Origin of the sequence: Halorubrum californiense DSM 19288 (assembly GCF_000336875.1) — an archaeon.
GTDB lineage: Archaea > Halobacteriota > Halobacteria > Halobacteriales > Haloferacaceae > Halorubrum > Halorubrum californiense.
In genome coordinates this window covers 31,545-56,495 of sequence record NZ_AOJK01000015.1, presented here as the reverse complement: position 1 = coordinate 56,495, position 24,951 = coordinate 31,545, and the positions used below count along the sequence as shown (strand labels likewise).

The following is a 24,951-nucleotide window of genomic DNA, read 5'->3' as shown; positions in this document are numbered from 1 at the left end:
CGCTGAGGTGACGGACGATCTCTTTACGGCGATCCCCAGACATAGCTACACATCAAACTCTACCTTCATAACTTCTACTAGGCACTACGGCGCCAGCGACGAGGCTGGGGAGGTGTGAGGTGCGGGGCGGGACTCGAAGGGGCAGTCGCGAGGCGGGCGCAGGCGACGCGAGCACCGCAGGAGCGAGTGAAACGAGCGACGAGGAGCGCGGCGAGCGTGCGCCCGCCTCGCGGCTGGGGCTTCGGCGGTGTTTGTGTCGATCGGCCGTCGATAAACGGATTCGTATAGCCGAGTGGCTGGGACTTCGGCGGTGTTCGACCTCGATCTACCGGTAGCCGTGTGTAAACGACCGATCGAGCCGATACGGACGCATGCGGAGTATTCTCGAAGAGTCACGATCAATGATGATAACGTTCATAGTTCCCGACCGCATGGTGTGTAAGGTATGCCAGGCGGACACGCGCAGACCCTGCGACCGTTCATGTGGCGCGCGGAACGACTGTACCCCGACACCGAGATCGTCTCGCGTACCCACGAGGGGCGCACGCGGCACACCTACGCCGAGTACGCCGACCGGACGGCCCGGCTCGCGAACGCCTTGGACGACTACGGGATCGAGCGCGGCGACCGCGTTGCGACGTTCTGCTGGAACCACACCCGGCACTTCGAGACGTACTTCGGCGTCCCGAACACGGGCGCGCAGCTCCACACGATCAACCCGCTGCTGCCCGACGAGCACATCCAGTACATCGTCGACGACGCCCAAGACGAGATCATCTTCGTCGACCCGTCGCTCGCCGAGAAGATCGCTGGCGCCGCGGAGGGGGCCGAAGAGTTCGACGGCGTCGACTTCGTCGCGATGGGCTCCGAGCCGATCGACGCGCTCGACGCGCCCGCCTACGAGGAATTCATCGGGGACTACTCGACGGAGTACGACTGGCCGGACCTCGGTAGCGACCAGCCCGCCGGACTCTGTTACACCTCCGGCACCACGGGGAAGCCGAAGGGCGTCGAGTACACCCACTCGATGCTGTGGAGCCACACGATGGCCTCCCAGACGCCGCAGGGGATCCCGATGGAGGACTCGGACGTGGTGATGCCCGTCGTCCCCATGTTCCACGTCAACGCGTGGGGGATGCCGTTCACCGCGGCCGCCGCGGGCGCGAAGCACGTCTACCCCGGTCCCTCGCCGGATCCGGCCGACCTCGCGGCGCTGATCGAGGAGGAGGGCGTTACCATCTCTGCGGGCGTCCCGACGGTGTGGCTCGGGCTCCGCGAGTACATCGAGGGGGGCAACGACGTGGACCTCTCGACGCTCGACACCGTGATCATCGGCGGCGCGGCCGCGCCGCAGGCGCTGATCGAGTGGTACGACGAGCGCGACGTCGAGGTGCTCCACGCGTGGGGGATGACGGAGCTGTCGCCGATCGGCACCGTCTCGCACCTCAAGAGCGACCTGCGCGAGGCCGACTACGACACGCAGGTGAACAAGCGCTCGAAGCAGGGCCTCGTCGCGCCCGGTCTGGAGTTCGAGGTCATCGACGAGAACGGCGAGGAGATCGCGTGGGACGGCGAGGCGTTCGGCGAACTCCGCATCCGCGGCCCGTGGGTCACGAAGGAGTACTTCAAGCGGCCGGAGGCCAACGAGGAGGAGTTCGTCGACGGCTGGCTGAAGACCGGCGACGTGGTCACCGTCGACGAGGACGGCTACATGCAGCTCGTCGACCGGACGAAGGACGTGATCAAGTCCGGCGGGGAGTGGATCTCCAGCGTCGAGCTTGAGAACGCGATCATGGCCTACGACGGCGTCAGCGAGGCGGCCGTCGTCGGCGTGCCCCACGAGCGCTGGCAGGAGCGCCCCGTCGCCTTCGTCGTCGTGGCCGAGGGCGTCGACCGCGAGGAACTCGTCGATCGGATCGAGGCCGGTCTCCGCGACGACTACCCCAAGTGGTGGGTGCCGGACGCGGTGGAGTTCATCGACGAGGTGCCCAAGACCGCCACCGGGAAGTTCTCGAAGAAGGACCTCCGCGAGCAGTACGGCGACCAGTCGCTCGTCGACGGAGCAGTGCCGGAAGACGACGCGCCCGAGGAGTAACGCCGGGTCGAGCGCGGTCGCCGATCGTCAGCGGTCTTTCAGTCGTTGCGGTCGCCGACGACCCACTTGTGCGAGTAGCTCTCCCCGCACGTACAGTGGGCGTACGCGTGGACCACGTCGCCCTCGGCGTAGAGGCCGCCGACCTCCTCGTTTTGCGCCTCCGCGAACGCGAAGATGAACTGGATGTCGTGATCGTCGTCGGGACCCTCGCCGGCGTCGTCCGAACCGTCCGCGAACGGACACGCGCCGTCGTCGAGCGAGCGCGCGATGTCGCCCTCGGCGTCCATCGCCGTCTTCGCGAACTCCATCGCGCCCATGCCGGTGCCGGCCTGGAACGCGGACCGGCCGGTCTCGCCGTCGAGGATCAGCCGGACACCGCCGTCCGTCTCCGTGCCGACGTTCCGGAGCCGGGAGTCGTCGTCGAGGTACGCGTCGCTCACGTAGAAGACCACGTCGTCGAGCCGCTCGCCCGCGAGGAACTCGTCGAGGTTGCTCATGCCGGCCGGAGGCGCGTGAGCGGTAAAAGGCGTGCGTGTCGGCCCGAGCGGAGCCGGGCCGTCCCGCAGCCGACCGGAACGGGACGAGCCGGGTCGACTGCGGGCCCGCCGCGCCCGGAGAGATAACAGATCGTGTGGAATCGGGGCAACTGTTAATACGTATCACGGAGATCGGTCGCGTAATGAGTACGCAGCGCAGATCCGACGACCGGCTCGCGGAGTGGGCGCAGCTGGTCGACGAGGACGTGCCGGAGGAGTTCCGAGAGGAGCGCTCCGGCGACAGATAACTTTCACCCCGGTTCGCGAAGGCTTTAGGCCGGTGCCGGCCAAGAGCCGCCGATGGCGACCGAGGCCGCCGGGATAGACCGCGATCTGCTCGTCGACGACTTCCTCCAGCGACGCCGCTACCAGCTGGAACTCGCGGACGCCGCCGCCGACGAACACACCCTCGTCTGTCTCCCGACCGGCCTCGGCAAGACGACGGTCAGCCTGCTGGTCACCGCCGAGCGCCTCCACGAGGCGGGCGGCAAGGCGCTGTTCTTGGCCCCCACCAAACCCCTCGTCCAGCAGCACGCGGACTTCTACCGCGAGGCCCTGTCGATCCCCGACGACGATATCGTCGTGTTCACCGGCGACGTGAAGCCCGACGACCGCGTCGCGCTCTGGGACGACGCGCGCATCGTGATCGCGACCCCGCAGGTCGTCGAGAACGACCTCGTCGGCAACCGGATCTCGCTGCGCGACGTGACGCACCTCACCTTCGACGAGTGCCACCGCGCGACCGGCGACTACGCGTACGTGTACATCGCGGAGCGCTACCACGCCGACGCGGCCGACCCACTCGTCACCGGGATGTCCGCCTCGCCCGGCGGCGACACCGAGGAGATCGAGACGGTCTGCGAGAACCTCGGACTCGTGAACGTCGAGGTGATGACCGAGGAGGACGCCGACGTCGACGAGTACACCCACGACACCGACGTCCGGTGGGAGCAGGTCACGCTCCCCGACGAGGTCCTCGACATCCGCGACGCGCTCAACGAGGTGATCACGGACCGGCTGGAGAAGCTGAAGCAGCTGGGCGTGACGGACACGACGAACCCCGACCTCTCGCAGAAGGACCTCAACAAGATGCGGGGACAGCTGAAGCAGATGATGGACAACGACCAGTCGGACGGGTACAAGGGAATGAGTACCCACGCCGAGGTGATGAAGCTCCGGCGCGCGACCGAACTGGTCGAGACGCAGTCCGTCGAGTCCGTGCGGCGCTACTTCGAGCGCCAGCGCGAGGCCGCCCGCTCGTCGGGCGCGTCGAAGGCGAGCCAGCGCATGGTCGCGGACCCAAAAGTGAGAGAAGCGATGCGCAAGGCGGAGTCGTTCGACGGGCTCCACCCGAAGTTCTCGAAGGCCCGCATCCTGCTCGCGGAGACCCTCGGCATCGACGGCGGCGAGCGCGCCATCCTGTTCACCGAGTCACGCGACACCGCCGAGGCGCTCGTGGAGTTCCTCTCGGCCAGCTTCGACGTGCGGAAGTTCGTCGGACAGGGCGACAAGGACGGCTCGGACGGGATGAGCCAGAAACAACAGCAGGAGACGCTCGACGAGTTCAAGGCGGGCGAGTTCGAGGTGCTCGTCTCCACCTCGGTCGCGGAGGAGGGCCTCGACGTGCCCGAGGTCGACCTCGTCTGCTTCTACGAGCCGGTCCCGACCGCGATCCGCTCGATCCAGCGCAAGGGCCGGACCGGCCGGCAGGCCGAGGGGAAGGTCGTCGTCCTGATGGCCGAGGACACCCGCGACGAGGCGTTCTTCTGGATCTCCCGGCGCCGCGAGAAGAAGATGGCCAGCCAGCTCACGGAGCTGAAGGAGGCCACCGACGACATCGAGGAGACGGTCGGCGACGACGGGCAGGCGGGCCTCGACGCGTTCGCGAGCGGATCGGGGAGCGAGGACGAATCGGGCGACGAGGCGGCGAGCTCCGAAGGCGATGGCGACGCCGACGAGCCCGGAGACGCCGGCCTCACCGACTTCGCCGAGGAAGCACGAGCCGGTGGCGACGAGGAGACCGGTGCTGACGAGGCGGACGACGCGGACACAGGGGCCGACGACGACGGCGTCGTCGCGACCGCGGGCGTCGACGAGGGCATCGAGGTCGTCGTCGACCAGCGCGAACTCGACTCCTCCATCGCGAAGGACCTCTCGACGCGCGACGAGCTCGTCACCCGGCTGGAGACGCTCGCCGTCGGCGACTACGTGCTCTCCGACCGCGTCGCGGTCGAGCGCAAGTCGGCGGCGGACTTCGTCGACTCGATGCTCGACTCCGACCGGTCGATGTTCGAGCAGGTGGGCGAGCTCTCGCGGGCGTACGCCCGCCCCGTGATGGTCGTCGAAGGGACGAACCTCTACGGCCAGCGCGACATCGACCCCAACGCGATCCGCGGCGCGCTCGCGTCGCTCGCGGTCGACTTCGACGTGAGTGTCCTCCGCACGGAGGGCGAAGAGGACACCACCGAACTGCTCGCGACCATCGCCAAGCGGGAGCAGGAGACGCGCGACCGTGAGGTGAGCGTCCACGGCGAGAAGACGACGAAGACCCGCGCCGAACAGCAGGAGTACGTCGTCTCCTCCATCGCCGACATCGGCCCCGTGACCGCGCGGACCCTACTGGAGTACTTCGGCACCGTCGAGGCCGTGATGACCGCGCCCGAGGACGACCTACTCGAGGTCGACGGCGTCGGCCCGGTGACCGCGGAGCGCATCCGCGAGGTCGTCGGGAGCGAGTACGAGTGAGGTCGGTCGGCGAAACGGTATTGTGATCGAGTCTAACGTATTCGTATGGCTGAGAGTATTCGTGTCGATGAGGACACGTACGCCGCGCTCGCGTCGTTGAAAAGCGACGGCGAAACCTTCGACGACCTGCTAGCGCGGTTGCTCAGCGAACACCACGAGGGCCGTCGGTCTGGGGCCGGTCTCTGGGAAGGGAGCGACGCACCCGAGCGCGCTCGGGAAACGGGTCAGGAACTGAAATCCGGAGTCGACATGCGAGATTCGGAACGCTAACTCCAGGGTTCAGTCGAACCCGCTCACCAGCGTCACGACCCACTGCCCGAAGTCGTACCCGGACCGGACCTCCACGCGCGTCACCCACTTCACCCACTGGAAGCCGCGGCGGTCGGGGGCGACCAAGCGCGCGGGCGCGCCGTGGCCGTGACTCAGGCGCTCGCCGCCGACATGGGTGGCGAGCAGGGCGTCCTCGGCCTCCGCCAGCGGGAGGCTCCACCGGTAGCCGGTGACGGAGGTGAACCGGACGTAGGCGGCCTCGCGGTCGGGGGCGTCGCCGGCGGTCGCTTCCGCCCGGACCCCGCCGGCCGCGTCGAGCAGGTCGCCGACGCGGATCCCGCTCCACTCTTGGACCGTGTACCAGCCGCTCGTACAGTCGAGCAGCGCCTCCGTCTCGTGGCCGCCGGCGAGGTCGCTCGCGGTCAGTTCGACGGGGTCGCTCACGAGGCCGTCGACCGTCAGCCGGTACGCGTCGTGGTCGATCGGGTCGGGGTCGTCGGCGACCCACGAGGTGATCGGGAACGCGCCGTTGCCGTCGCCCTCGCGGGGCTGCGAGCCGGTGAACCGCCGGTCTGCGCCGGCGGTGTCGAGCGCGTCGTTGACCCCCTGCTGGAGCCGGTAGGTCGCGCCGCCGGCCGCGAGCAGCGCGAAGTAGCGCACGGTGGTCCGGCGGCGCTCGAAGTCGACGCGACGGGGGAGCCGGAACCGGGTGGCGGCGTGCGCGGCCACGAGCGGCACCAGCGCGAGCCCGAAGCCGACGTGGACGGACAGCAGAGTCCAGTACGAGAGCCGCACGTCGAGTCCGAACACCCACGCGACCCCCGTCGCGAGCGCGCCGAGCGCGGCGATGAGCGTGAGGACGGACAGCGCGGTCGACCGCCGCCACAGGGCGGGGTCGGTGAGCCGGCGGCGGACCCGCGCGAGCTTCCAGGCCAGCAGCGCGACGATGCCGACGCCGAGCGCGCGATGGAGCCAGAACAGCGGCCACCCCTCCGGGACGCCGACGGTGAACGAGACCAGGCCGGTCGCCGCCTCGGCGACGACGAACGCGAACAGCGACCAGTCGACCGCGCGCGGCGGCGGCTCCAAGCGGTCGAGCGCGGTCCGGAGTCGGTCCGTCGGGGCCATCTACGCGTGGTACGTGCTACCGAGACAAAAGGATACAGTCCGCGGCGGGTCGTCGCGCTCGCTACAGGTCGTACACTTCGCCGTCGACCGCGAGCGGCTCTTCGAACGCCTCGTCGGCGGGATAGTAGTGCGCGAGGTGGACGAGCCGCGTCCGGTCGGGGTCGAGTTCGTCCGCGAGCGCGAGTGCCCCCTCCCGGGTCATGTGCTTCGTGCCGAAGGTGCGCGGGACGCCGTCCGGCCCCTCGTGGCGCCCGCCGATCGGGTGGTGTTCACAGAGCGAGGCCGGGACGATGGCGTCGGCGAGCAGCAGGTCCGCGCCGGCGAGCGCCTCGCGGGAGCGCTCGGGGACGTCGTAGCTGGTGTCACCGGTGAGCGAGAGCTTCGCCCCCGTCTCGGGGTCTTCGATCACGACGCCGTAACACAGCAGCGGCGGGTGGTCGACCGGGACGAATCGCACCTCGAACCCGCAGGTCTCGAACGACTCGAAGGGGTCGCGGGCGTGGACGCCGATCCGGTCTTCGAGGTAGTCGTACTTGTCGCGGATCGTCTCGGCGACGCTCTCGTCGGTCGCGGGGTCGGTCTCCGACGGCGCGTGGACGGGAAGCCCGTCGACGAGCCGGTAGACGTTCCCCAGCCCGTCGAGGTGGTCGAAGTGGATGTGCGTCACCAGCCCGGCGTCCGGAAGGGGGACGCCGGCCGCGAGGAACTGCTGTCTGAAGTCGGGGCTGAAGTCGACGAGCAGCGACTCGCCGGTGCGCTCGTTGGCGACGTGGACGGAGAAGCGCGACCGCGACACCCCGCGCTCGCGGGCCGTCTCGCAGGTGTCGCAGTCGCAGCCGACCGTCGGCGTCCCCGTCGTGTCGCCCGTCCCGAGGAGGGTGACCCGCATGGAACGTCGTGCGCGGGCCACGGCCTTAGCGTCCGCGGTCGGGGGCGGTAGCAATCGGGGACTGCCGCGGCCGCGCCGCGGCGACACCCCGGACGTATAACCCCGAGCCGACCCGAGCCGCACGCATGCACACCAGTCGGACCCTCACACTCGCGCGGCTCCCGTCGGGCGTGCCGATCCGGACGACCGTCCACGCCTACGGCGAGGGGGAACTCGTCGACGGCGACGACGGCCTCGAACTCGACGCGCCCGGAGACACTCCCGTGATCTACGCGCAGGCCGCCCAGCACGGCCGGGAGGTGAACGGGACCGCGGTCCTCCGGCGGCTCCACGACCGGCTCGTCGGGGGCGACGCGGAGGACGAGTCCGGAGCCGAGAGCGGGTCCGGAAGCGGTCCGACCGCCGCCGACCTCGACGGGACGCTCGTAACGGTGCCCGTCGCCGACCCGCTCACCTTCGATCGGGTCTCGTACACGACCCCGGAGTCGCTCGACTCGCGCCAGCCGAACATGAACCGCTGTTGGCCCGGGGATAGGAAGGGGTCGCTCCACGAGCGGATGGCGGCTCGGCTCTGGGCGTTCGCGAGCGAGGCCGACGCGGTCGTCGACCTCCACACCGGGTCGCCGTCGATGGCGACGCACGCGGTGTACATGCGCGACGACGACGCCTGCCGGGGGCTCGCGGAGGCGTTCGGCACCGACCTCCTGCTCGCGGAGGCCGCCGGAGACGACGCCGACACCGAGTGGGACGAGCGCGGGTTCGGCGGGAAGTTCCGGGTCGCCGCCACGCGCGAGGGGATCCCGACGATCACGCCCGAACTCGCCCACAGCCGCGAGGTCGTTCCCGAGGCGGTCGAGGCCGGCGTGGCGGGGATGGTCGGCGCGCTGCGGCACGAGGGGCTGCTCGACGGCGAGCCCGAGCCGTGGGACGGGGTCGTCGCGCGCAACCACCTCGGACGGGTGACCGCGGACGACTCCGGGCTGTTCGTCCCCGAGCCCGACCTCACCGTCGGGGATCGGGTGACTGAGGGGGAGCGGGTCGGCGAGGTGTTCGACCCGACGACGTTCGAGACGATCCAGGTCGCGCGCGCCGACCGCGACGGGATCGCGTACTCGGTCGCGCGGGAGGCGACCGTCACCGCGGGCGCGACGCTGGTCGGCGTCGCGGAGCGGATCGACGGGGTGTGAAGAGGGCGAGAGCCGGGGTGTGTGGCGGGGCTACGGCCGCCGGACGCGGATCCGTCCGTCGGCGGCGACCGTGACGAACAGCCGGCTGCGGACCTCGCGGCCGTGGACCGCGTCGCCCGCGCGGTCGCCGATCGACTTCATCAGCTCGGGCGCGGTCTGGTTCACCTTCACGCCCGCCTCGTCGCAGGCGTCGTACACGCGTTTCGGCGCGTCGTAGAGGTCGGTGCCCGACTCGATTTCGACGCGGACCGGCGCGGACAGCGCCTCCGCGAACGCGACCGTCTCGCGGGCGCGCTCGACGTTGTCGCGGGCGCTCGCCTCCACGCTGGAGACGTTCGCGCGCGAGGTGCCGAACCGGTCGGCGATGTCCGACTGCCGGAGCCCGCGCTCGCGGAGCGCCAACACCTCCGCCTGTCGGCGCGTGAGCACGCTCTCGTCGGCGTCGAAGCCGGCCCCTTCGAGGATCGAGTCGGCATCGACGTCGGCGGGGTCGGGTCGCCCGTCGTCTGCGGCCATGTGGTCACCGACGGGCCGGTCGCTCAAAAAACGGCGGTTTCGCGCGGTGGGGTGCGGCGCGCGGACGGCGGCGCGGGCGGCGGATCGACGGCGTCCGGACTGTCCGTGGGGTGGGGCTCCCCCGAGACGCCGTCACTTGCCCCAGAAGTTCTCGCGGCTGCCGAGCCGTTCGCGGCCCGTGCGGCTCGGGCGACTCCGCTCGTCGTCCTCGTCGTCCGCCGCGTCGCCGTCGGCGGCCTCGTCGTCTCCCTCCTCCGCGTCCGGGTCGTCGGGGAGGCGCTCGATCACCTCTTGGGCCGTCGCGTGACTCGATTTCACGCGGTGGATCTTGACCTCGGCGCGCGCCGGCGGGAGGAGGCCGTCGACGAGGACGATGAACCCGTCGTCGGTGCGCCCGACGCCGGCGCCGCTCTCGTGGATGTCGTCGACCTCGACGACGACCCCTTCGCCGGGCTGGACCGGCTGCTGTTTCAGCTCGTAGATCGGCATGTCGTAGTGGTTACACCACTCCGCGCCGCCTTTGTTGCCGTAGTGTTGACACCCCATCCCCTGGATCCGTTCGTCGAAGCTGGGGCAGTCGTCGGCGAGTGGACAGTCCGCCATACCGTAGGGGAGACCGGCCGCTGTTGTAAACGTTTTCGACTCTCAGACCGACGTTCGCCAAAAACGTCGACTCACGCGGGCGAACGGCGGCTGTTTCGGTGGGCGGTCCGACGGCAACGCAGCGGCGGCGCGGGCGGCGCGGACGACGCGGGCGGCGGCCTCAGAGGAACTCGCGGACCTCGGAGTACCACATGTCGTGGTGGTCGACGGCGCCGAGCGCGTCCGCGACGTCGACCGCGATGGCGTGCCAGCAGCGTTGGCCGGGGTCGTCGGCGTCGAGGTTGTACGTCGCGTCCGCGCAGTTACACTCCCCGTCCTCGACCACGTACTCGTCCTCGTGGCCCACGACGACGGTGAAGTCGCGGTAGCGCTTCACGCGCCCCTCGCCGACGGCCTCGATGGCGCGCTGCCCGCGGTCGCCGTGGGCCTCGACGATGGCCGCGGCGATCGGGCCGGTCAGCTCCTCGGCCTCGGCGATAGCCGACCGCCAGTCGTCGACCGGCTCCATGTCCGCCCGTTCTCGGGCGTTCGGTTAAACAGCGTCGGTCAGATCGGACCGTCGAGTCGGGGCGGGGCCCTCGACGCGTGGTTTCAAGCCGTTTCCCCGCCTCCGCCCCCATGGACGAGACGTGCCAGCACTTGGCATACCGCGAGGCGGGCGACGGGAAGTCGTTCGACACGGCCCGCGCGTTCTGTACGGTGACGGAGTCGTTCGTTCAGCCCATGCGCGCGGACATCTGTAACGCGCGATACGACCTCGACCCCGCGACGGACTGCGAGTTCTACGCGGACACCGAGTCGGCGGTCGCGTCGGACACCGAGTCGGAGACGGCGCCGGACGCGGCGTCGGCCGAGCGCGACGCGCCCGACGCCGACCGATGACCTACGACGACTACCTCGACGGGAAGCCGGCGATCGTCACGGCGGCGCTCACCGGCGGCGTCCACGGGAAGGAGGCGCACCCGGACCTCCCGGAGACGCCCGAAGAGCATCGCGGCGGCCGCGGCCGCCTGCGAGGACGCCGGCGCGAGCGTACTCCACCTCCACGCGCGCCGCGAGAACGGAGAGCGCGCCTTCTCGGCCGAACGCTTTCAGGAAGTCGCCGACGCGGTCCGCGAGGCCACCGACGACGCCGTCCTCCAGCACTCGACCGGGGGGACGGCGGCCCCTGACGACCTGCGGCACGAGCCGCTCCGGACCGACCCGGCCCCGGAGATGGCGTCGCTCGACATGGGGCCGCTCAACCGCTACGACCGGCTCACCTCGGAGAACACCCGCGAACTCGTCGCGTCGCTCCACGCGGAGATGAAAGAACGGGGAATCAAGCCCGAACTGGAGGTGTTCAACGACGGCCACCTGAACGAGTCGCTGGCGATCCTCGACGACCTCGACGGCCCCCCGTACCTCAACTTCCTGTTCGGCGGCGGGACCACGTCGCCGCCGCACCCGCGGAACCTGATCAATCGGGTCGCGGCGCTGCCCGAGGGCGTCGAGTTCAACGTGATCGGGTTCGGCCCGCACCAGCTCCCCATGACGACCCAGTCGCTGCTGCTCGGGGGTCACGTCCGGGTCGGACTGGAGGACAACCGGTACTACGAGCGCGGGGAACTGGCGACGAACGAACAACTCGTAGCGCGGGCGGCGCGGATCGCGGAGGAGCTCGGTCGGCCCGTGGCGACGCCCGACCAGACGCGGGAGCTGCTGGGGCTGCGCGGGCGATGATGGGATTTCGGACCGGGAACCTCGGTCGCGATATGGCATTTAAATGACGCAGGAGGCGGCGACGGTTACTTATAAAACGATGCGGTGGCGCGTGCCTGCGAGCGGCCGGAGCGAAGCGGAGGCCGTGAGTCGCACGCGCGAGGGAGTCGCGAACGGAGTGAGCGACGAGGCTGGGGAGGTGTGAGGTGTGGTGCGGAGCGGTGCGGGTGGGACTCAAACGGGCAGCCGCGAGGCGAAGCACCCCGACGTAAGCACCGGAAGGAGCGAGCAGCGCGAGCGACTGAGGAGCGCAGCGAGCGTGCGCCCGCCTCGCGACTGGGGCTTTGGCGGTGTCTGCGGTCGATCTGCTGGCACCTGTTTATATCCGATCGACTGGGACCTTGGCGATGTTCGCCGCCGATCCGCCAGCAACTATTTATAAGTAATCGGCCGAGTGTTCGGCGCTACGCACCGCGGCCCCGCCTGTTATTTATAAACTATCAGGTCCGAAGAGCGCCCGATCTCACTCCAGTACGATCAGCACGTCGCCCATGTCGACGCTGTCGCCCTCGCCGACGCGGACGCTCGCGACGGTGCCGCCGCGCTCGGCGACCACGTCGTTCTCCATCTTCATCGCTTCGAGGACGCAGACCACGTCGCCGGCGGCGACCTCGTCGCCCTCCGCGACGTCGACCGAGAGGATCGTCCCCTGCATCTCCGCCTCGATGGCCTCCCCGCCCTCGGCGACGTCGACCGCGTCGTCGCCGCCGTCGTCGGATGTCGCCTGCGGGGGTCGCTGCTGGCCGCCCCCGCCGCCGCTCTCGGGCACCGGAATCGCGGGCGCGCCGCGCTCCTCAAGCTCCACGTCGAAGCGCTTGCCGTTCACCTCGACGGTGAACTCTCGCTCGGTCACCTCGTCGTCGTCGTCGCCCGCGGCGGCGGACTCCGTGCCCCACTTCTCCTGCGCCTCGGCGACCAGCTCGCGGTCGAGCTCCTCGTCGAGGTACTTCGTCGTGTGCGTCCCGTCGACGAACCGCTGATCGTCGAGCATGAGCCGGTGGAACGGGACGATGGTGACGACCCCGTCGAGCTCGTACTCCGCGAGCGCGCGCTTCGAGCGGGCGAGACACTCCTCGCGGTCCGGGGCCCACACGATCAGCTTCGCGATCATCGAGTCGTAGTCGGTGACGAGCTCGTCGCCCTGCCGGAGCGCGTCGTCGACGCGGACGCCGATCCCGCCCGGCGGGTCGTACGTCGCTAAGGACCCCTCGTTGGCGGGCTGGAACTCGTTCGCGGCGTTCTCGGCGTTGATCCGGAACTCGATCGCGTGGCCCTCCAGCTCCACGTCGTCCTGTGAGACGGAGAGCCCCTCGTCGCTGGCGACCCGGAGCTGCTCTTTGACGATGTCGATCCCCGTCAGCTCCTCCGTGACCGTGTGTTCGACCTGAATCCGGGTGTTCACTTCGAGGAAGTAGAACGGCGTGTCGGGGCCGAGCGGCTCCGCGGGGTCCCGGTCGGGGTCCTCCTCGACGAGGAACTCGACCGTCCCGGCGTTGGTGTAGTCGGCGGCGGCGACGCCGCGGCGGGCGGCCTCGCCGATCTTCTCGCGCAGTTCGTCGGAGAGCGCGGGGGAGGGCCCCTCCTCGATCACCTTCTGGTGGCGGCGCTGGAGCGAGCAGTCGCGCTCGCCGAGGTGGACGACGTCGCCCTCGGTCACCGACCCGCCCGGGTCGTCCGCGACGATCTGGACCTCCACGTGGCGCGGGGTCTGGAGGTAGCGTTCGAGGTACACCGAGTCGTTCGAGAAGTACGCCTCGCCCTCTCGTTTCGCGGATTCGAGCGCCTCCTCGGCCTCCTCGGCGCTCTCGACGACCTTCATGCCGCGGCCGCCGCCGCCGCCCTCGGCCTTGATCGCGACGGGGTAGCCGTACTCGTCGCCGAACTCCGTGACGGCCTCGACGTCGGTCACGGGCTCCGTCGTCCCGGGGACGATGGGCACGTCGGCGTCGTCCATCACGCGGCGCGCGTGGGTCTTCTCGCCGAGCCGCTCCATCGCGTCGCTTGCGGGGCCGACCCACGTGATCCCGTCGGCCGCCTCGACGCGGGCCGCGAAGTCGGCGTTCTCCGCGAGGAAGCCGTAGCCGGGGTGGATCGCGTCGGCGCCGGCCGAGCGCGCCGCCTCGACGACCGCCTCGCCGTCGAGGTACGAGTCCGCCGCGCGGGCGGGCCCGACGTTGTACGCCTCGTCCGCGTACCGGACGTGGCCGCCGTGCTTGTCGGCGTCGCTGTAGACGGCGACGGTGTCGACGCCGAGCTCCTCACAGGCGCGCATCACGCGGACCGCGATCTCGCCGCGGTTCGCCACGAGAACCTTATCGAACATTCCTGTCGGTTCTTCCACCAACTGCTACCAAACTCTGTCGGTCCGTGTCGAGACGAGTGATCGGCTCGTGCCGAGACGATTAAGGGGGTCGCGGGCGCCACGTTGAGGCATGCTCGACGCCGGAAACCCGTACGTGCTGCCCTCGGTGTTGGTCGGCGCCGCCGTCTACCTCGGACTGACGGTCGCGACCGACGCGTCGCTGCTAATTCGGGTCGGCGTGCTCTTGGCCTTCGTGGCCGTCGTCCCAGTCGTGCTCAACCGCCTGCTCGGGGACCGGGGCGGGCCGACGAGCCTCGACGACGGAGACGAGTCGACCGCCGCGACCGCCGGGGAGGACGCCGGCGACGACGGGGCGCGCTGAGCGACCGCGGGAGTCGCTACCACAGGTATATATGTCAGCGGACGTATCATCGAACGCGCCCTGCGGCGGGGCCGGGTCGACGGCGGAGCGGTTCGACGCCGCGCTGTCGGGGGAATGTACGCGGCCGGACGCCCCCGCGTCCGGCGGCTCCGTTCGACGTGTCGGCTACCCGACCAGCGGTGGGTCAAGCGGGTGAGCGTCCGGACGGAAGCAAGAAGTGACGCGCCCGCGGCTCAGAACCGGTCGCTGCGACCGGCCGCGGTCCACGGGTCGGCGGGCGCGTCGGCGGGGACGCGCACCCGGCGACTGTGGAGCCGGTCGATCCGGCCGGCGAACGCCCAGCGGTCCTCGTCGCGCCCCTCGTCCGCGTCGCTCGCGGCGGCCGCGGCGGCGAGTTCGCCGTCCCGGAGATGGGCGGCGACCGCGGCGGCGATGGCGGCCGCCTCGTCGTCGCGGGCGTCGTCCGGGATCGAGAGGCCGGCGAGCGTGGCCGCGTCCGCGGCGGGTCGGTCCCCGTCGAACGGCTCGTCGTCGACACCCGTCTCGACGTGGCTCGGTTCGTCGTCGGCCGCCATCAGATCGGGATGTTGCCGTGCTTCTTCGCGGGCCGGTCCGTACTCTTCCCCTTCAGCATCTTCAGGTCCTCGACGAGGCGCGCGCGCGTCTCGGTCGGCTCGATGACGTCGTCGACGAAACCGCGGTCCGCGGCGGTGTAGGGGTTCGCGAACTCCTCACGGTACTCGTCGATGAGCTCCTGTCTGCGCGCGTCGGGGTCGTCGGCCTCGGCCAACTCCTCGCGGTAGAGGACGTTGACCGCGCCCTTCGGCCCCATCACCGCGATCTCCGAGGTGGGCCACGCGTAGTTGACGTCGCCGCCGATGTGCTTCGACGACATCACGCAGTAGGCGCCGCCGTACGCCTTCCGGGTGATGACGGTGAGCAGCGGGACGGTCGCCTCCGAGAAGGCGTACAGCAGCTTCGCGCCGTGACGGATGATCCCGTTGTGCTCCTGATCGGTGCCGGGCATGAAGCCGGGCACGTCCTCGAAGGTGAGGATGGGGATGTTGAACGCGTCGCAGAAGCGGACGAACCGCGCGCCCTTCTGGCTCGACTCGATGTCGAGGGTGCCGGCGTTCACGCGGGGGTTGTTCGCGACGATCCCCACCGAGTGCCCGTCGAGCCGGGCGAAGCCGACGACGATGTTCTTCGCGAAGTTCTCGTGCACCTCGAAGAAGGAGCCCTCGTCGGTGACGCTCCCGATCACGTCCTTCATGTCGTACGGCTTCCGAGGGGCGTCGGGGACGATCTCGGCGAGCTCGTCGTCCGCGCGCTCGGGGTCGTCCCACGGCTCGACGCGCGGCGGGTCCTCCACGTTGTTCGCGGGGAGGTACGACAGCAGCCGCGCGATGTTGTCGAGCGCCTCCTCCTCGCTCTCCTCGGCGAAGTGCGCGACGCCGGAGGTCGAGGAGTGAGTGACCGCGCCGCCGAGTTCCTCGAAGCTCACCTCCTCGCCGGTGACCGTCTCGATGACGTCCGGCCCGGTGATGAACATGTGTGAGGTGTCTTTCACCATGAACGTGAAGTCGGTGATGGCGGGCGAGTACACCGCGCCGCCGGCGCACGGCCCCATGATCGCCGAGATCTGGGGGATCACGCCAGACGCCTCCGTGTTGCGCCGGAATATCTCCGCGAAGCCGCCGAGCGAGGCGACCCCCTCCTGAATCCGGGCGCCCGCGGAGTCGTTGAGGCCGACAACGGGCGCGCCCACGTCCATCGCCTTGTCCATCACCTTACACACCTTCTCGGCGAACACCTCGCCGAGCGACCCGCCGAAGACGGTGAAGTCGTGCGCGAAGACGAACGTCTTCCGGCCGTTCACCTCTCCGTAGCCGGTGACCACGCCGTCGCCCGGGATCTGCTGTTCCTCCATCCCGAACGTGTGGTTGCGGTGGGTGCGGAATCGATCGAACTCGTGGAAGGTCCCGTCGTCGAGGAAGTAGTCGATCCGCTCGCGGGCGGTCATCTTCCCCTTGTCGTGTTGCGACTGGATCCGGTCTTCGCCCCCGCCCTTCGCCGCCCGCTCGCGGCGCTCCCGGAGATCCTCGATACGGTCGTCCATCGTCACGGCGGACCACCCTGCGTCATTACCTCGTGGGTCGGCGACCGACGCCAAAAGGGTTCCCCTATCCGACGTTTCGGCGTTCGACGCGCGTCGAAGCCGCGTCGCGGAGTCGGCGGCGGGACGGCGAGAGGGCGAGGCGGTGCCCGGATGACCGCGCTCGACGACGCGATCGACCCGGAGCGGCCCTGCCTCCGGTTCACACGGGGACGGGCGGTTCGACGCTTTTAAACCTCCGATGAACCACTCTCCGATGAGACAGGCTTCGCCTGTTTCACTGACCCGTAGGAGCGACCTGCGTACTACGGAGGTGAAAATGGCAGACACAATACAAGAGGCCGTAACTCTCGCACTCGACGATGCGCCCGAGCGGAACTTCCGCGAGACCGTGGACATCGCGATCAACCTGCGAGACCTCGACCTCAACGATCCGTCGAACCGTATCGACGAGTCCGTCGTGCTGCCGGCTGGAACGGGGCAGGAGACACAGATCGTCGTCTTCGCGGAGGGCGAAACCGCCGTCCGCGCAGAGGAGGTCGCTGACGAAGTGCTGGACAGCGACGACCTCGAAGACCTCGGAGACGACGACGACCGCGCTAAGGATCTGGCCGACGAGACCGACTTCTTCGTCGCCGAAGCCAACCTGATGCAGGACATCGGTCGGTACCTCGGTACCGTCCTCGGTCCGCGCGGGAAAATGCCTACCCCACTACAGCCGGACGACGACATCGTCGAGACCGTCAACCGGATGAAGAACACGGTGCAGCTCCGGTCGCGCGACCGGCGCACGTTCCACACCCGCGTCGGCGCCGAGGACATGGGCGCCGACGCGATTTCGGACAACATCGACGTCATCATCCGGCGGCTCGAAGCAGACCTCGAGAAGGGCCCGCTCAACATCGACGGGATCTACGTGAAGACCACGATGGGTCCCGCGAAGGAGGTGCCCGTATGAGCTCGGTCCGCAAGACCGAGACGATCCCCGAGTGGAAACGCGAGGAGGTCGCCGAACTCGTCGAGTTCATCGACTCCTACCAGTCCATCGGGATCGTCGGCGTGGCCGGCATCCCGAGCCGACAGCTCCAGGCCATGCGCCGGGAGCTCCACGGCTCGGCCGCCGTTCGCATGAGCCGCAACACGCTCACGAACCGGGCGCTCGACGAGGTCGACGACGGCGTCGAGGCGCTGACGGAGTACGTCAGCGGCCAAGTGGCGCTCGTCGGCACCAACGACAACCCGTTCGGCCTCTTCAAACAGCTCGAAGCCTCGAAGACCCCCGCCCCGATCAACGCGGGCGAGGTGACCCCCAACGACATCGTGATCCCCGAGGGCGACACCGGCGTCGACCCGGGACCGTTCGTCGGCGAGCTCCAGACCGTGGGCGCGTCCGCCCGCATCATGGACGGCTCGATCAAGGTCACCGAGGACTCGACCGTGCTGGAGGAGGGCGAGGTCGTCGACGACGACCTCGCGAACGTCCTCGTCGAGCTCGGCATCGAGCCCAAGGAAGTCGGACTCGACCTGCGGGCCGTCTACTCCGAGGGCGTCCTCTTCGAGCCCGACGAGCTCGAACTCGACGTCGACGAGTACGAGGCGGACATCCAGTCGGCCGCGGCTGCCGCGCGTAACCTCTCTGTCAACGCCGCGTACCCGACGGCCGCCACCGCCGGCGCCCTTCTCGCGAAGGCGTCCGGCGAGGCGAAGTCCGTCGGCCTGTTCGCGGAGATCGAGAGCCCGGACGTCGTGCCCGACCTGATCGGGAAGGCCGACGCCCAGCTGCGCGCGCTCGCGGCACAGATCGACGACGAGGAGGCGCTCCCCGAGGAGCTCCAGGGCGTCGAGGCCGCGCCGGCCGCGGAGCCGGCGGCGGACGACGCCGACGAGGAGGAGGAACAGGCGGACGAAGACACGGAAGACGCCGAGGAGGCCGACACCGACGACGAAGCCGACGACGACGGCGACGACGGCGGCGACGGACTCGGCGCGATGTTCGGATAACACGAGGTACACACCAATGGAATACGTTTACGCTGCGCTCATCCTGAACGAGACTGGCGAAGAGATCAACGAAGACAACGTCACCGGCGTGCTGGAAGCCGCCGGCGTCGACGTCGAGGAGTCCCGCGTCAAGGCGCTCGTCGCCGCGCTGGAGGACGTCGACATCGAGGAAGCCATCGAGACGGCCGCCGCGGCCCCCGCCGCCGGCGCCGCCTCGGGCGGCTCCGCGGACGCCGACGCGTCCGCCGACGAGGCGGACGACGACGACGAGGCCGACGAGGCCGACGCCGACGACGAGGCGGACGACGACGACGAGGAAGAGGGCGACGGCGGCGAAGGGCTCGGCGAGCTCTTCGGCTGAGCCGGCGTCCCCGACGCAGACCCCGACCGACCACCAATTTTTCGCGACGCGTCAGTATCCGGAGTGATAACGCCGTCCGCGAGTTTATATGCCGATCTCGGCAACGGAGAGCCGATGAAGATCGTCGACGGCGACAAGGCGGAGTGCGACCGATGCGAGTCGGTGTTCCCGCTCGGGGACGTCTCACTGCTGGAGAAGGAGACCAACCGCAACTACGAGCGGGTGCTGTGCGGCGAGTGTCTGAAGATCGTCGGCGTGCCGCGCGGATACACCCTACGGCGGGATATCACGCACCTCGCGAACTGAGCGGTCGGGTGCGAAGCCCATCGAAGTCCTTTTTTAGCGGCGACGGGAAGCCGCACACATGGAAATCGACGCGGAGCTCCGTCGGCAGATCACGGTCTCGCTGGCGGCGGCCGCGGTGTTCATCGTCGGGCTGGTCGCCATCGGGGTCACCTTCGGCGGGTCGACGGTCCTCCCGGCGTCGGGAGCGATCGCGCTCGTCGCGCTGTTGGCCGGGTTCGTCCTCCTGATGGCCGGCGTCGGGACGTACCTGATGCGGGCGAAAGACGAGCCGTAGACCGCTCGGCCCGTCACCGCTCTTTTAACCCGTTTTCCGCGTCCGCCGCACGGCGTTCACGCATTGAGAGGTTTCGTCCGACCGGCGGCGTTCACGCCTCGTTCGCCCCGTCGGTCTCGCGGCCGTCCCGCCAGTCGGTCACGTCGCCGGCGGCGGCCACCCGCTTCTCGTAGTACGAGAGGGGGTCGGCCGCGACCTGCATGTGGTCGTCCTCGTTGTGGCAGATCTCGTAGTTCGCGAGCGTCTCGCAGGTCGGCGGCGGGTACTGGGTACCCCGGTCGTCGGTCAGGAACTCGGTCTGGTAGCGGATCCCCTCGGCGTCGAGGCTGGTGTCGGCGCAGAACGCGACGACCTCGTCGGGCGTCATCCCGATGCCGACGAGGAACGACATCAGCGCGAACGACTCCGCGGCGGAGAGCGCGGCGTCGCGCTCGGCCTTCTCGATCAGGTTCGTCATACACGGCGGGAACAGCGCGGGAGCGACGACGTCCGGCGGTTCGGCGTACGTCCGCTCGGAGAGCAGCCGTCGGAGGTCGGCGACGCGCGACTCCAGCGCCGCGGCGATCTCCTCGTCGGCGCCCAGTTCGAAGGGGAGCCCCTCGGCGACCCGCGCCTCGACGGCGGCCTCCAGCGCCGCCAGCAGCTCCTCGCGGGAGACGCGCACCGCGCCGTCGGCGAGCGCGCGGTTGACCAGCCGCCACGAGTCCCCCCACTCGGGGGAGGTCAGCCGGAGGTACGGGCCGACGTCGATCCGGTAGTGGTCGGGGTCGCGGCCGCCCCCGGTTCCGCCGCTCGCGCCGGCTGCGGTCCCGGCTCCCGGGCCGCCGCGGACGCCGGCCGGGGCGGTCGCGTCCGGGCGCACGGCGTCCGCGAGGTCGAACTCCGCGAGGAGGTCGTCGAGCCCGACCGTCGCGGACGAGACCGACCGCAGCTCGTCGTCCGTTTCGAGGTCGCGGCGGACCCGCTCCATGGCGGTCGCCGCCTCCGCGGCGGCGTACTTCTCGATGGCGGGGTCGGAGTCGAGCAGCGAGACGAGGATCCGCGCGATGGGGTACGAGAGCAGCTCCGCCTGCGTGTCGGACGCCGACTCGCCGGGGAACGCGCCGCTCTCGGCGGCGACGGTCCCTTCGAGGAGGGCGCGCTCGACGCGCTCGCGGGCGCGCTCGACGGCCGGGGCGTCGGCCGCGACGAGCTCCGGCAGCGACACCGCGGCCTCGGCGACCGCCTCGCGGGCGCTCCCGAAGAACGGGTACTTGGCGTCGAGCGCGTCCATGTCGGCCCGAGGTAGTGAGGGCCGGCGAATAAGCGGTGCGGTCCGCGGTCGGTCGAGCGAGACGAAGGCGGACCGCGGCGCGGCCGCGAGCTACTCCTCGGGCTCCTCGACCGCCGCGCCCGGCGCGTTCGACTTGACGCTGCGGAGCCCCTGTTTCGCCTTCTGTTTGGAGGCGTACCCCTGCCCGCTGTCGGCGATGATGTTCCCGTTCTCGTGGACGAGCCGCCAGCGGTACTTCTCTTGGTTGTCGCGGAACAGCTCGAAGACGGCGTCGCTGCCGCCCTCGTCGGGCGCCGCCTCGTCGCGCGAGACGTCGACGATGTGCGCGCCCGGCGCGTTCCGCTGGACGCTCTCGATCCCCGAACGGGCGTCGCGCTTGTCGGTGTACCCTTCGCCGCCGTCGGCGATGATGTTGCCGTTGTCGTGGCGGAGCCGCCAGCGGTAGTCGTCGGCGCTGTCGGCGTACAGCTCGAACGTCGCCTTGCTCGCGGCCGCGTCGAGGTCGACCGCGGCCTCCTCGTCGGGCCACTCCATCTCGACCTCGAAGTGGACCGTCCCGTCCTCGCGTTCGAGCTCGACTTCGACGTCGCTGGTCCCGGCCGCGTCGACCGTCACCGCGCCCGCCTCGTCGACCGGTACCGGGTCGCCGCGCCCGAGAGCCTGGGCGATCCGGCGAAGGTACGTGGCCAGTCCCTGTCGGGTCCGCGGTCGGCTCGACTCGTGGAGTGTCTCGTCTGCCATCGGGAAAACGGTCTCGCGCGTGAAACAAAAGCGTATGCCCGACTCGGCGGAATCCGTCCCGCGGTGGGAGGGTGACTGTCGTCCCGCGGCGGGAGGCCGTCCGTCGTCCCGCGGCGGGAAGTCGGCTGTCGTCGCGCGGCGGCGCGGTTACTCGTCGTCGCGCGGTCGCTCCGCGATGATCGTCTCGCCCGCGCGCACGCTGTCGCCCTCGGTGACCAGCAGGTCCGCTCGGGTCACGTCCGCGGGCAACACCACGTCCGCCCGGGAGCCGAACGAGACGTGGCCGACGCGGTCGCCGCGCTCGACGCGGTCGCCGGCCTCGACCGACGGGTGGATCCGGCGGGCGAACCAGCCCGCGATGACGAGCAGTTCGTACTCGCCGAAGTCGATCGCGACCTGCTCGTTGCGGTCCGACTCCTTGTCGAACGCGGGGCGGTTCGCGCCGGGCCGGTGGCGGACCTCGCGGACCTCGCCGGCGAGCGGCGCGCGGTTGACGTGGACGTCGGTGACGTTCATGAACACGCCGACGCGGAGCCGCGACCCCTCCTCGCGCACCACGGAGACGGTGCCGTCGGCCGGGGAGACGACCGTCTCGTCGCCCGTCGCCGGGTCGCGTTCCGGGTCGCGGTGGAACCAGAGGATCCCGAGCGCGGTCGCGACGAGCGCGGCGCCGACCGGCGGGACGAACGGCAGCGCGACGGCGCCCGCGAGCGCCGGGACGAGCGCCAAGTTCCACGCGGCGTCGACCACCGGGAACGGGAGGAGCCGTGAGAGCGGCGGGCTCCGGCTCACGGGGCCGCCTCCGCGTCCCGCAGTTCGGGCGACAGCTCGGTCCGCCCCGCCGCCCACGCCGCGAGCAGGTGGACGAGGTGGGTCGTGTCGTCGAGCCCGTCGGACATGTCGAGGTCGGCCCCGCCCGCGAGCGCGTGGAGCCGCGCGAGGTCGTCGCCGCCGTACTCGGAACCGGCGCGGGCGACGCGGAGCGTCTCGCGGAGCAGCTCCCCCCCGTCGTACCCCTCGTCGAGGAGGTCGTCGAGCGTCGAGCGGGCGTCCGTCAGATCGCCGCTCCGGGCGGCGGCGAGCGCCTCGCGGAGCGCGTCGTCGTCGCCCACCTCGCCGAGCGTCTCGTAGGCGGTCGACATGGTGATCTCGTCGCCCTCGACCGCGGTCGCCTGCGCCGAGAGGATCGCCTCGCGGAGGTCGGCGCCGGCCGCGCTGGCGACGAACTCCAGCCCGTCACCGTCGTAGTCGACGCCCTCGCGGTCGCAGATCGTCGCGAGGACGTCTATCGTCTCGTCCGTCGTCGGCGAGCGCACGCGGACCGGGAAGCAGCGCGACCGGATCGGGGCGATGAGCTTCGAGGGCTGGCGAGTCGCGATCACGAACTGGGTGGTCCGGTGGTGCTTCTCCATCACGCGGCGCAGCGCCTGCTGGAAGTCCTCGCGGATCGCCTCCGCGTTGTCCAGGAGGATCGTCTTGTACTCGCCGGACATCGGCGCGTACGACGCCGATTCCTTCAGCACGCGGTTTATCATGTCGCGTTTCGCCATGCCGCTCCGCCCCGCCAGGAACCCCTCGAACCGCGGGTCGGTCCGGATCTCCTTTTTCGTCCGGCCGAAGAAGTCGGCGACGTTGATCTCGATCAGGTCGGCGTCCGGGTCGGCGTGCGACGCGTCGGCGAGCGCCCGCGCGGCCGCCGTCTTCCCGACCCCCGGGGGTCCTTGGACGACGAGATTCATCGGCTCGTCGACGGCCCGGCGCAGGCGGTCGCGGGCCTCGTCCTGCCGGATCTCGTCGAGTTCGGGCGCGTGCGTGTCTATCCATAGCGGTCCGTCCATACCGTGTTGGTCCGGTCCGGGCGCTCAAGAATCGGTCGGTCGGCGCGCCGAGACGGGGAGTCGCCGCCGGTATCGACGGGGAGAGGAATCCCGAGCCGGTGCCGATCGAGCGCCATTTTGTTACGATCACCCCCGTGTGGGCCGTTTAGAAATTGGGTGTTGCCGGTACGCAAGTAGCCGACATTACTCCCACAAAATCGGTTAGAGAAGTTCTTCGGCATCCTCATCCGTATTGAGTTTTTAATAGGATTTCGAGTAAATGAACATCAATCGTTAAGTACTGGCCAGCCGAATCCGTGGACACATGTCACGTGACAACAGTGCCGATTCGGAGAGCAGACTCACCCGTCGCCACTATGTGGCCGGCGCCGGGAGCCTCGCAACCGTGGGGATCGCCGGCTGTTCCGGCGGCGACGGCGGAGATGGCAGCGATGGCGGCGACGGCGGCAGCGGTGACCCCGTCGAAGTGCTACACGGCTGGACCGGCGGCGACGGCGCCGCGGCGGCCGAGGCGCTCGAAGAGGCGTTCAACGAGGCGCACTCCGACACGGGCCTCAACATGAACGCCATCGGCGGCGGCGGCAACCAGAACCTCGACGCCGTCGTCGCGAACCGGCTTCAGAGCGACGACCCGCCGGGGGCGTTCGCCGGTTGGCCCGGTCCGAACCTCGAGCGCTACGAGGGCGTCCTCGGCAGCGTCGACGACGTCTGGGAGGAGAACGGGTTCGAGGACGCGATGGTCGACGAGGCCGTCGAACTCCACCAGCAGGGCGGCAGCTACCGGGCCGTGCCGCTCGGTTCCCACCGGCTGAACTGCCTGTTCTATAACACCTCGGTCGTCGAGGACGCGGGCATCGACGTCGACTCGCTCAACAGTCCCTCGGCGCTCATCGACGCCTTGGAAACGGTCTCCAGCGAGACCGACGCGATCCCGATGACCCACGGGATGTCTGGCACCTGGACGACGACCCAGCTGTGGGGTGCCGTGATGCTCGGCGAGAACGGCTACCAGCCGTACATGGACTTCCTCGCGGGCGACGGCGACGAGGAGGCCGTCCGCGCCGCGTTCGAGCGGACCGCGGAGATGCTGGAGAACTACGTCAGCGAGGACGCGTCCTCGATCGGGCTGACCGAGTCGAACCAGAACATCATCAACGGCGACGCCGCCTTCATCCACCAAGGTAACTGGGCGGCCGGCGCGTTCCGGAACGCCGAGGACTTCGAGTACGGCGACGACTGGGGCTTCAAGACGTTCCCCGGCACGGAGGGGATGTACCCCCTCCACTTCGACTCGTTCATCTACCCGGCGAACAACCCGACGCCCGAGGCCTCGAAGACCTGGGAAGCGTTCGTCGGCAGTCCGGAGGCCCAGATCGCCTTCAACCAGTTCAAGGGGTCGATCCCGACCCGTACCGACGTGAGCATGGACGAGTTCGGTCCGTACCTGCAGGAGACGGCCGAAGACTTCGCGAACGCGGAGTACCGGCCGCCGAACCTCCAGCACGGACTCGGCGTCGCCTCCGAGACGATGACGGCGCTCAACGAGGTCATCTCCTCGGAGTTCACCGGCCCGTACAACGTCGACGCGGCGACGACGGGCTTCCTAGACGCCGTGTCGAACTGAGCA

At 69.9% G+C, this 24,951-nt stretch carries 25 protein-coding genes and 1 pseudogene; 13 read left to right on the top strand and 13 right to left on the bottom strand.

Annotated features, from left to right (window positions below; genetic code table 11):
* The first annotated feature begins 445 nt into the window (after window positions 1-445).
* Window positions 446-2,095, top strand: coding sequence for a long-chain fatty acid--CoA ligase (locus C463_RS03040; RefSeq protein WP_008440962.1), 1,650 nt, complete (start codon window positions 446-448; stop codon window positions 2,093-2,095).
* Window positions 2,096-2,133: 38 nt separating this feature from the next.
* Here the strand turns inward: C463_RS03040 and C463_RS03035 are convergent, their stop codons facing one another.
* Window positions 2,134-2,592: a DUF5807 family protein gene (locus C463_RS03035; RefSeq protein ID WP_008440960.1), complete on the bottom strand. Its 459-nt coding sequence runs from the start codon at window positions 2,590-2,592 to the stop codon at window positions 2,134-2,136.
* Between the two features lie 339 nt (window positions 2,593-2,931).
* Here C463_RS03035 and C463_RS03030 point away from each other — a divergent pair, with 339 nt between their 5' ends.
* Together C463_RS03030 and C463_RS03025 are read left to right on the top strand one after the other, a co-directional pair.
* Entirely contained in the window at window positions 2,932-5,376 is a 2,445-nt protein-coding gene (locus tag C463_RS03030; RefSeq protein ID WP_008440957.1) for a DEAD/DEAH box helicase, read from the top strand.
* A gap of 45 nt (window positions 5,377-5,421) precedes the next feature.
* Complete coding sequence (locus tag C463_RS03025; protein WP_008440956.1) at window positions 5,422-5,646, top strand: DUF7557 family protein; 225 nt, start codon at window positions 5,422-5,424, stop codon at window positions 5,644-5,646.
* 9 nt (window positions 5,647-5,655) lie between these two features.
* On the opposite strand, the gene C463_RS03020 is transcribed toward C463_RS03025, so the two are convergent.
* Window positions 5,656-6,774 carry a molybdopterin-dependent oxidoreductase gene (locus tag C463_RS03020; RefSeq protein ID WP_008440955.1) on the bottom strand — a complete coding sequence of 373 codons (1,119 nt, stop codon included), beginning with the start codon at window positions 6,772-6,774 and terminating at the stop codon, window positions 5,656-5,658.
* A gap of 61 nt (window positions 6,775-6,835) precedes the next feature.
* Entirely contained in the window at window positions 6,836-7,663 is an 828-nt protein-coding gene (locus C463_RS03015; protein ID WP_008440953.1) for an MBL fold metallo-hydrolase, read from the bottom strand.
* A gap of 125 nt (window positions 7,664-7,788) precedes the next feature.
* Here C463_RS03015 and C463_RS03010 point away from each other — a divergent pair, with 125 nt between their 5' ends.
* Window positions 7,789-8,850 (top strand): succinylglutamate desuccinylase/aspartoacylase family protein, encoded by a 1,062-nt coding sequence (locus C463_RS03010; RefSeq protein WP_008440950.1) that lies wholly within the window; start codon window positions 7,789-7,791, stop codon window positions 8,848-8,850.
* A 30-nt stretch (window positions 8,851-8,880) separates the two neighbouring features.
* Here the strand turns inward: C463_RS03010 and C463_RS03005 are convergent, their stop codons facing one another.
* From C463_RS03005 to C463_RS02995, 3 genes are all read right to left on the bottom strand, one after another.
* Window positions 8,881-9,366, bottom strand: a complete 486-nt coding sequence (locus C463_RS03005) for a Tfx family DNA-binding protein (protein ID WP_008440949.1) — start codon at window positions 9,364-9,366, stop codon at window positions 8,881-8,883.
* A gap of 132 nt (window positions 9,367-9,498) precedes the next feature.
* The gene (locus C463_RS03000) at window positions 9,499-9,969 is read right to left on the bottom strand and encodes a TRAM domain-containing protein (protein WP_008440947.1); all 471 of its coding nucleotides are present in this window, start codon (window positions 9,967-9,969) and stop codon (window positions 9,499-9,501) included.
* Window positions 9,970-10,129: 160 nt separating this feature from the next.
* Window positions 10,130-10,477: a hypothetical protein gene (locus C463_RS02995; RefSeq protein ID WP_008440939.1), complete on the bottom strand. Its 348-nt coding sequence runs from the start codon at window positions 10,475-10,477 to the stop codon at window positions 10,130-10,132.
* A gap of 110 nt (window positions 10,478-10,587) precedes the next feature.
* Here C463_RS02995 and C463_RS02990 point away from each other — a divergent pair, with 110 nt between their 5' ends.
* Both C463_RS02990 and C463_RS02985 read left to right on the top strand, forming a co-directional pair.
* Window positions 10,588-10,851 carry a hypothetical protein gene (locus C463_RS02990; RefSeq protein WP_008440938.1) on the top strand — a complete coding sequence of 88 codons (264 nt, stop codon included), beginning with the start codon at window positions 10,588-10,590 and terminating at the stop codon, window positions 10,849-10,851.
* Window positions 10,848-11,691 (top strand): annotated as a pseudogene (locus C463_RS02985) (3-keto-5-aminohexanoate cleavage protein). The gene C463_RS02990 and the pseudogene C463_RS02985 overlap by 4 nt, the downstream one beginning before the upstream one ends.
* 502 nt (window positions 11,692-12,193) lie before the next feature.
* On the opposite strand, the gene C463_RS02980 reads toward C463_RS02985, so the two are convergent.
* Complete coding sequence (locus tag C463_RS02980; protein ID WP_008440936.1) at window positions 12,194-14,053, bottom strand: acetyl-CoA carboxylase biotin carboxylase subunit; 1,860 nt, start codon at window positions 14,051-14,053, stop codon at window positions 12,194-12,196.
* A 109-nt stretch (window positions 14,054-14,162) separates the two neighbouring features.
* Between C463_RS02980 and C463_RS02975 the strand changes: the two genes are divergently transcribed.
* Complete coding sequence (locus tag C463_RS02975; RefSeq protein WP_008440934.1) at window positions 14,163-14,414, top strand: hypothetical protein; 252 nt, start codon at window positions 14,163-14,165, stop codon at window positions 14,412-14,414.
* Window positions 14,415-14,647: 233 nt separating this feature from the next.
* Here C463_RS02975 and C463_RS02970 read toward each other — a convergent pair whose 3' ends face one another.
* Both C463_RS02970 and C463_RS02965 read right to left on the bottom strand, forming a co-directional pair.
* The gene (locus C463_RS02970) at window positions 14,648-14,989 is read right to left on the bottom strand and encodes a hypothetical protein (protein ID WP_008440933.1); all 342 of its coding nucleotides are present in this window, start codon (window positions 14,987-14,989) and stop codon (window positions 14,648-14,650) included.
* Window positions 14,989-16,533 carry an acyl-CoA carboxylase subunit beta gene (locus C463_RS02965; RefSeq protein ID WP_008440932.1) on the bottom strand — a complete coding sequence of 515 codons (1,545 nt, stop codon included), beginning with the start codon at window positions 16,531-16,533 and terminating at the stop codon, window positions 14,989-14,991. The genes C463_RS02970 and C463_RS02965 overlap by 1 nt, the downstream gene beginning before the upstream one ends.
* Before the next feature lie 316 nt (window positions 16,534-16,849).
* Here C463_RS02965 and C463_RS02960 point away from each other — a divergent pair, with 316 nt between their 5' ends.
* The 5 genes from C463_RS02960 to C463_RS02940 all read left to right on the top strand — a co-directional run bounded on the left by C463_RS02960 (window position 16,850) and on the right by C463_RS02940 (window position 19,472).
* Window positions 16,850-17,488, top strand: coding sequence for a 50S ribosomal protein L1 (locus C463_RS02960; protein WP_004597651.1), 639 nt, complete (start codon window positions 16,850-16,852; stop codon window positions 17,486-17,488).
* Complete coding sequence (locus C463_RS02955; protein ID WP_008440931.1) at window positions 17,485-18,531, top strand: 50S ribosomal protein L10; 1,047 nt, start codon at window positions 17,485-17,487, stop codon at window positions 18,529-18,531. The genes C463_RS02960 and C463_RS02955 overlap by 4 nt, the downstream gene beginning before the upstream one ends.
* Window positions 18,532-18,547: 16 nt before the next feature.
* Window positions 18,548-18,892, top strand: a complete 345-nt coding sequence (rpl12p, locus tag C463_RS02950; protein ID WP_008440928.1) for a 50S ribosomal protein P1 — start codon at window positions 18,548-18,550, stop codon at window positions 18,890-18,892.
* Between the two features lie 114 nt (window positions 18,893-19,006).
* On the top strand, window positions 19,007-19,198 hold the full coding sequence (locus C463_RS02945) for a hypothetical protein (protein WP_008440926.1): 192 nt from the start codon (window positions 19,007-19,009) through the stop codon (window positions 19,196-19,198).
* Window positions 19,199-19,256: 58 nt separating this feature from the next.
* A complete protein-coding gene (locus C463_RS02940) occupies window positions 19,257-19,472 on the top strand; it encodes a DUF7472 family protein (protein WP_008440925.1) in 216 nt (71 codons plus the stop codon).
* Between the two features lie 91 nt (window positions 19,473-19,563).
* Here the strand turns inward: C463_RS02940 and C463_RS02935 are convergent, their stop codons facing one another.
* From C463_RS02935 to C463_RS02920, 4 genes are all read right to left on the bottom strand, one after another.
* Window positions 19,564-20,745 (bottom strand): DNA primase large subunit, encoded by a 1,182-nt coding sequence (locus C463_RS02935; protein ID WP_008440924.1) that lies wholly within the window; start codon window positions 20,743-20,745, stop codon window positions 19,564-19,566.
* Between the two features lie 90 nt (window positions 20,746-20,835).
* Window positions 20,836-21,486 carry an HVO_2922 family protein gene (locus C463_RS02930; protein ID WP_008440923.1) on the bottom strand — a complete coding sequence of 217 codons (651 nt, stop codon included), beginning with the start codon at window positions 21,484-21,486 and terminating at the stop codon, window positions 20,836-20,838.
* 147 nt (window positions 21,487-21,633) lie between these two features.
* On the bottom strand, window positions 21,634-22,278 hold the full coding sequence (locus C463_RS02925) for a protein sorting system archaetidylserine decarboxylase (protein ID WP_049905468.1): 645 nt from the start codon (window positions 22,276-22,278) through the stop codon (window positions 21,634-21,636).
* Entirely contained in the window at window positions 22,275-23,324 is a 1,050-nt protein-coding gene (locus C463_RS02920; RefSeq protein WP_008440920.1) for an AAA family ATPase, read from the bottom strand. The genes C463_RS02925 and C463_RS02920 overlap by 4 nt, the downstream gene beginning before the upstream one ends.
* 466 nt (window positions 23,325-23,790) lie before the next feature.
* Here C463_RS02920 and C463_RS02915 point away from each other — a divergent pair, with 466 nt between their 5' ends.
* Complete coding sequence (locus C463_RS02915; RefSeq protein ID WP_193365855.1) at window positions 23,791-24,948, top strand: ABC transporter substrate-binding protein; 1,158 nt, start codon at window positions 23,791-23,793, stop codon at window positions 24,946-24,948.
* Window positions 24,949-24,951 lie beyond the last annotated feature (3 nt).